The 866-nt window shown below is 66.9% G+C and carries 1 protein-coding gene; it reads right to left on the reverse strand.

Annotation, left to right across the window (positions count from 1 at the left end):
- Positions 1–8 precede the first annotated feature (8 nt).
- Positions 9–818, reverse strand: coding sequence for an IS5 family transposase (locus tag AO398_RS03935; RefSeq protein ID WP_058190738.1), 810 nt, complete (start codon positions 816–818; stop codon positions 9–11).
- Between the last annotated feature and the right edge of the window lie 48 nt (positions 819–866).

An 866-nucleotide genomic window follows, 5' to 3' on the forward strand; every position in this document is an offset into this window, starting at 1 on the left:
AGAGGCTGTTATGAACCTGTGGCGAGTTGAGCGGCCTTTTTGAGCATGAGGCAGACGAAAGCGACGAGGTGCAGGTCTGCCAGGGTGCTTGCATAGCGCTCGTAATCTTTGACGAGCCTGCGAAAGCGTGTGGCCCAGGCAAAGGAGCGTTCGACGACCCAGCGGCGGGGCAGGAGTACGAAGCCCCGCTTGGCCTCGGGCAACTTTACCACCTTCAGTTCGATGCCGTGCGCGCGGGCTGCCGCGGCCGGCTTCTCGCCCGTGTAGCCCTGATCGACGAAGGCGACCTCGACGCTCTCGCCCGTGGCTGCCTGCACGGCCTTGGCCAGCCGGCCAACCTGAGCCCGATCATCAGCATCGGCGGGTGTGACATGCAGCGCCAGAAGGTGGCCGAGGGTATCCACCGCCATGTGCAGCTTCGAGCCCTTCTTGCGCTTAGCCCCGTCGTAGCCGGCCCGCTCGCCGCTCTCGGGTGAGGAGCGCAAGGTCCGGCTGTCGAGCACGGCCGCGCTCGGCTCCGGTGGGCGACCGGCCGCCATGCGCAGCACCGCACGCAGGTCCTCGGCCAGCTGCTCGAAACAGCCGGCCGCCAGCCAGCGCTGGGCCTGCTGATACACGGCAAACCAGGGCGGCAGGTCGTGGGGCATCAGCCGCCACGGGCAGCCGCTCCTGACCACGTAGCGCAGGCCGTTGAACACCTCGCGCAACGCATGCTCACGCTGACCGGCATCCTCACGCAGCAGCGTCAGGTAGGGCGCAACCAGCGCCCACTCCTCATCGGAAACATCGGACGGATACAGCTTGCGGGTCGCGCTCATCCCCGCTCATCTGAGCATCAGCCCGACCCAGGTCCATAACAGCCTCTA

The organism is Methylobacterium sp. GXS13 (assembly GCF_001455965.1).
Taxonomy (GTDB): domain Bacteria; phylum Pseudomonadota; class Alphaproteobacteria; order Rhizobiales; family Beijerinckiaceae; genus Methylobacterium.

What these genes read in the sequence shown, in the direction of transcription:
- AO398_RS03935 (WP_058190738.1), bottom strand. Translation starts at nt 818, where the DNA reads ATGAGCGCGACCCGCAAGCTGTATCCGTCCGATGTTTCCGATGAGGAG.